The following is a 4,170-nucleotide window of genomic DNA, read 5'->3' as shown; positions in this document are numbered from 1 at the left end:
CTATCTTTATGTCTTGTTTAATCTCTAAAATTTCGCTTTTGAAATTAACAAAATCTAAATATTCATCTGCTAATTCACCGTTCAAAAAAAATTCAGTGTCGTAAATACCAATATGTTTATTTAAATAAAAAATATTAACAGAGTAAAAAATAAAAGCCTCTTCCATTCCAAAACGTAGTTTTAGATTTATTTCGCTTTCTTCAACAGTAATAAATTCATCATATAATTTACCGTAAAATCTATCCAAATAATCACTTCTGTCTTCTACACGCCACTTATTAAAATATTCCCAGAAGCCTTCAATCGTTTGATTTTTTGCATTATGATTAATTGCCCATTCAAGCAATGTTTTAGCGTTCATTTAATCACCTACTAATTAGAATTAACTCATGAACTTCAACTAACGCATCAGTTAGTTGCATAGCGATTAATTTTTATCTAAACAATTTTCGCAATCAAATTCTGTCCAAGAATTTAATAATTTTACTCCACAAATTTCACAATGCCTTTCGCCAGGATACCAATATCCAGTTTTATGAAATAATTCAACACTTTCCTCCCAATGGATATAGTCTTGTGAGGGTGGGGCAAGTGGTTTACCTTCTTCGTCAACTGGTCGCGAAGGTTCGTTTCCTGATATGAAACCTTTAATCCAATACTCTGTCTCAGTGGGCATCTCTTTAATTTCTTCCAATGATATATTAAAGAAAGCATCTTTTTGCGGACAGTAAGCAAATATTCTCCCTGTAAAAGTATGAGGGTTTCCAAGTATATAATGTTTACCATCACAATGTTCGTCATGTAATTCAAACCAAAGTTTTTTATCAAAATTCAACCAATCTCTCATATATGTCTCCTATTATCTAATTTTCCTGAGGTAAATATCTTACTATTCATTCAATTCTTATATTTTATCATATATTTCTTATGCAACTAAACTGCCATTTACTTGAATAAAAAAACGAGCAGCAAGGAACAGCTCGTGAACTTCAACTAATGCATCATTTAGTTGCACAAGGAATTAGTTATCACATCTAAAAAAACCTTTTTCAATAATATAATCGGTATCGGTATTTTTTACTACAATGTCAAAATTCAGATGATAAGGATGCATAAACAAATCGTATTGAATTCTACGCTCATCATGAGATTTTCTCAAATAATTAATATCTGTTCCTCTTTCAGAAACATCACGAATACCTCTTCTCTTCAACTCAGTTTCTCCGTCTGTATATAAGTAAATTTTTAAATCATACAGATTAGGATCTGTAAAAGCAACGCTCATCCCCTCTATAATGTTTATTTTATTTTGTGAAAAAATTAAAGCACTCTTTACATAATTAGTACCAATCGTGTAAAAATCTAAACCATCTCTCAACATACGAATATCTCTCTCTAAAGTGGCTACATTATGAGCAGAAGGATGACAAGCTGTCATTTTATCATGATGAACTTCATTTTTGTATTTATAGTTAATTGATGTGTACTTTCTAAGATGTGAGCCTATTATATATGGATCCGTATTGATGTAATTAACATCGTCTTGATTCAGTAATTTTAAAAGATTATGGGCAAACGTCGTCTTTCCAGATGCTCCATGACCAGAAATCCCAATGATGATTTTTTTATTCTCGTTGTTAATTAAATTAACTACTTCATTTAATAAAATGTCCATTTACTCTCCCATTTTTCTACATATTTATTTTCAAAATAACATCTGTCATAGATTTTTTAACGCTATTATTTATTCAATTTTACCATAAATTATCTATTTCTTATTAAACTCTCCTGCCATTTAGTCAAATAAAAAAGACCACCGAAGCAGTCGACGTTGTATCACTAAAGCATCATTTAGTTGCATAAGGAAATACTGTTAAATATATCATTTAACTAAAAATTGCTTAACTTCTTCCGTTGATTTTAAAATAATAACTTCTTTTTCATCGGATAGTTGTTGAAGTCTATTTAAAATACTAGGTCTCTTTTTCTTGGGATATTCCCAAATCCATTTAAAAAATTCAATATTAAATCTCTCTTGACAACCTTCCCTCATATCAGGTCTGGTTTTGTTTCTATATTGAATTAGTCTTTTAAATGCACGGTAAATACAAACTAATCTAGGAATATCCAGAAAAATAATTGTATCGGCTGCATTGAGTCTAATGTCTATCGTCCCACTATAATTACCATCGATGATCCATTCCTCATTTTTAACCATTTCGTTTTGTATTTTTATTTGTTCTTTTTTAGATTCTAATTCCCAATTAGGTTTCCATAATATAGCGTCAAGGTGGAAAACATTTATCTTCAACTTATTTCCTAACTTCCTAGAAAATGTTGATTTTCCTGAACCACCTGAACCTATAATTACAATCTTTCGCATTTATATCCTCCGTATTTAAAAGTACTATTTGACATATTCAATATTTAATTCAAATTTCTTTTTCTAATGTAACTAATCTGCCATTTTGTTGAATAAAAAATGGACTGCCGAAGCAGCCCAGCATAATACAACTAATGCACTGCGTTAGTTACATAAGAAAATCCACGTAAATGTTTTTATTTTTTAATTGTAAAAAATTCAGGTTTTGACTTCTTTGGGTCCACCTGACTAGCTAATTCAATATCATCATAAGTATGAACGTTAGCTTTTTCTTTATTTAAAATGTGCAATCGATATCCTAATTGATTTTTTTCTAATTGATCAATTTCTGTTTGAGTTAGAGATACTGGGATATTTTCATTAAAACTTATGGTGTATGTCTGAGCTTTACCCAATAACATCGGACCTTGAACTAAAGATGTTCTATCGAGTTTTACAATATCATTTGTATCTTGTGGAAACTCAATTCCAAAGTAATATATAGGTTTCCTTTTTAGAAACTCGTATAATTTAGGACTAATATTATATGTAAACTCTAAGTGTATTTCTCCTTTTCTTACTTTAATATCAAAATTTGTAATATTAAAATCTGGGATACTAAATTTGGGTCCAATATCTAATAACTCAAAATCGTCGCCATTTTTTTGGGGCTTATTAGTATCAGATGATTTATGTTCCACTTTTTCAGTAGAGTTTAAATGTGTATCTTGTTTTAATTTTTCTTCTCCACTGGTAATCTTTGAACACCCAGAAACCAAAACAAACAATGAAACGATTAACATTTTGTATCTCAATGAAGTTCTCTCCAATTCATTTAACTTTACTTAATTTAATTCGATTTTTTCATCGTAGAAACCTTTTCTTATGCAACTAAACTGCCATTTTGTTCAATAAAAAAAGACTACCGAAGCAGCCTAGCCTTAATTGAATAACGCTTTAGAAATAACTTAGTTTTTCTAATGTAAGGTAGGACCATTAAAGTAAGTAGCAATACCTATAACCATAAATACAACAAATATTAATAAAATAATCCCAATACTCTTTGATACTTTGCTTCGACTTTTAAAATTGACTAAGAATGATAGCGCTAACAATAAGGTGATTGCAGGTAGCAGTATGAATGCAAAAATAGACACTTTTATGCCACTCCTTATAATAATATTTTAACTTCCTCTTAAATTTTAACAGAATTTCCCATTAATTTACCAATGTAAATTTTCCTAATTAATTCTCATTCTTATGCAACTATCCTGCCATTTACTGCAATAAAAAAAGCCGGATATTAGCAGCTTGTGATCTTCAACTATCGCATCAGTTAGTTAAATAAGCAGTATCATTATTTTTCTCTAAATTACTCATTCTTTGCTCTAGTTCTTCAATTCTTTTATTTGAAATAAACAAATTATTTTTTGCAAACGAGCTTACTTTTTTAACAATCTTAATTACTATATACAATACTGCAAATAGAATTATCAATTGTACTATCGTAATGATTAGACTAAAATTATCCATTTCGCCCTCTCCTTTTCAAAATCATTCTACATTAATATTTTCAATAAAAGTTCATTAATTCCTTGTGTAACTATCCTGCAATTTAGCTGCATAAGAAAAACGATCCTTCGTTATTGAAGAATCGCACGAGTTAGTTCAATAATGTTTATCAACCAGGACTTGTTGCATAATACATACCAAGTAAAACAATCATTAGAAGTAATATAGCAAAAACAACACGTTTCAACGATACCCCTCCTTAAATAAAGATAAGTACAAGGATATATTCTTATTCC

Annotated in this window: 7 protein-coding genes; all 7 read right to left on the bottom strand. The window is 29.5% G+C overall.

Translation table 11 applies throughout. The annotated features are described in order from the left end of the window. The coding region (locus tag ACFCYN_RS25070) for a hypothetical protein (RefSeq protein ID WP_375952822.1) at positions 1–361 on the bottom strand (361 nt) is incomplete at its 3' end. 66 nt (positions 362–427) lie between these two features. Then, on the bottom strand, positions 428–847 hold the full coding sequence (locus ACFCYN_RS25065) for a hypothetical protein (RefSeq protein ID WP_172444178.1): 420 nt from the start codon (positions 845–847) through the stop codon (positions 428–430). A 174-nt stretch (positions 848–1,021) separates the two neighbouring features. Next, positions 1,022–1,675 (bottom strand): uridine kinase family protein, encoded by a 654-nt coding sequence (locus ACFCYN_RS25060; RefSeq protein ID WP_375952819.1) that lies wholly within the window; start codon positions 1,673–1,675, stop codon positions 1,022–1,024. A 207-nt stretch (positions 1,676–1,882) separates the two neighbouring features. After that, a complete protein-coding gene (locus ACFCYN_RS25055) occupies positions 1,883–2,383 on the bottom strand; it encodes a DNA topology modulation protein (RefSeq protein WP_375952817.1) in 501 nt (166 codons plus the stop codon). 176 nt (positions 2,384–2,559) lie between these two features. Beyond that, positions 2,560–3,177, bottom strand: a complete 618-nt coding sequence (locus tag ACFCYN_RS25050; RefSeq protein WP_375952814.1) for a hypothetical protein — start codon at positions 3,175–3,177, stop codon at positions 2,560–2,562. A 162-nt stretch (positions 3,178–3,339) separates the two neighbouring features. Next, entirely contained in the window at positions 3,340–3,519 is a 180-nt protein-coding gene (locus ACFCYN_RS25045) for a hypothetical protein (RefSeq protein WP_375952812.1), read from the bottom strand. Between the two features lie 175 nt (positions 3,520–3,694). Beyond that, complete coding sequence (locus ACFCYN_RS25040) at positions 3,695–3,895, bottom strand: hypothetical protein (protein WP_375952809.1); 201 nt, start codon at positions 3,893–3,895, stop codon at positions 3,695–3,697. Positions 3,896–4,170 lie beyond the last annotated feature (275 nt).

Source organism: Gottfriedia sp. NPDC056225 (assembly GCF_042267765.1).
Lineage (GTDB): Bacteria > Bacillota > Bacilli > Bacillales > Bacillaceae_G > Gottfriedia.
This window is presented reverse-complemented; position numbering and strand designations above follow the sequence as displayed.

What these genes read in the sequence shown, in the direction of transcription:
- ACFCYN_RS25065 (WP_172444178.1), bottom strand. Translation starts at nt 847, where the DNA reads ATGAGAGATTGGTTGAATTTTGATAAAAAACTTTGGTTTGAATTACAT.
- ACFCYN_RS25060 (WP_375952819.1), bottom strand. Translation starts at nt 1,675, where the DNA reads ATGGACATTTTATTAAATGAAGTAGTTAATTTAATTAACAACGAGAAT.
- ACFCYN_RS25055 (WP_375952817.1), bottom strand. Translation starts at nt 2,383, where the DNA reads ATGCGAAAGATTGTAATTATAGGTTCAGGTGGTTCAGGAAAATCAACA.
- ACFCYN_RS25040 (WP_375952809.1), bottom strand. Translation starts at nt 3,895, where the DNA reads ATGGATAATTTTAGTCTAATCATTACGATAGTACAATTGATAATTCTA.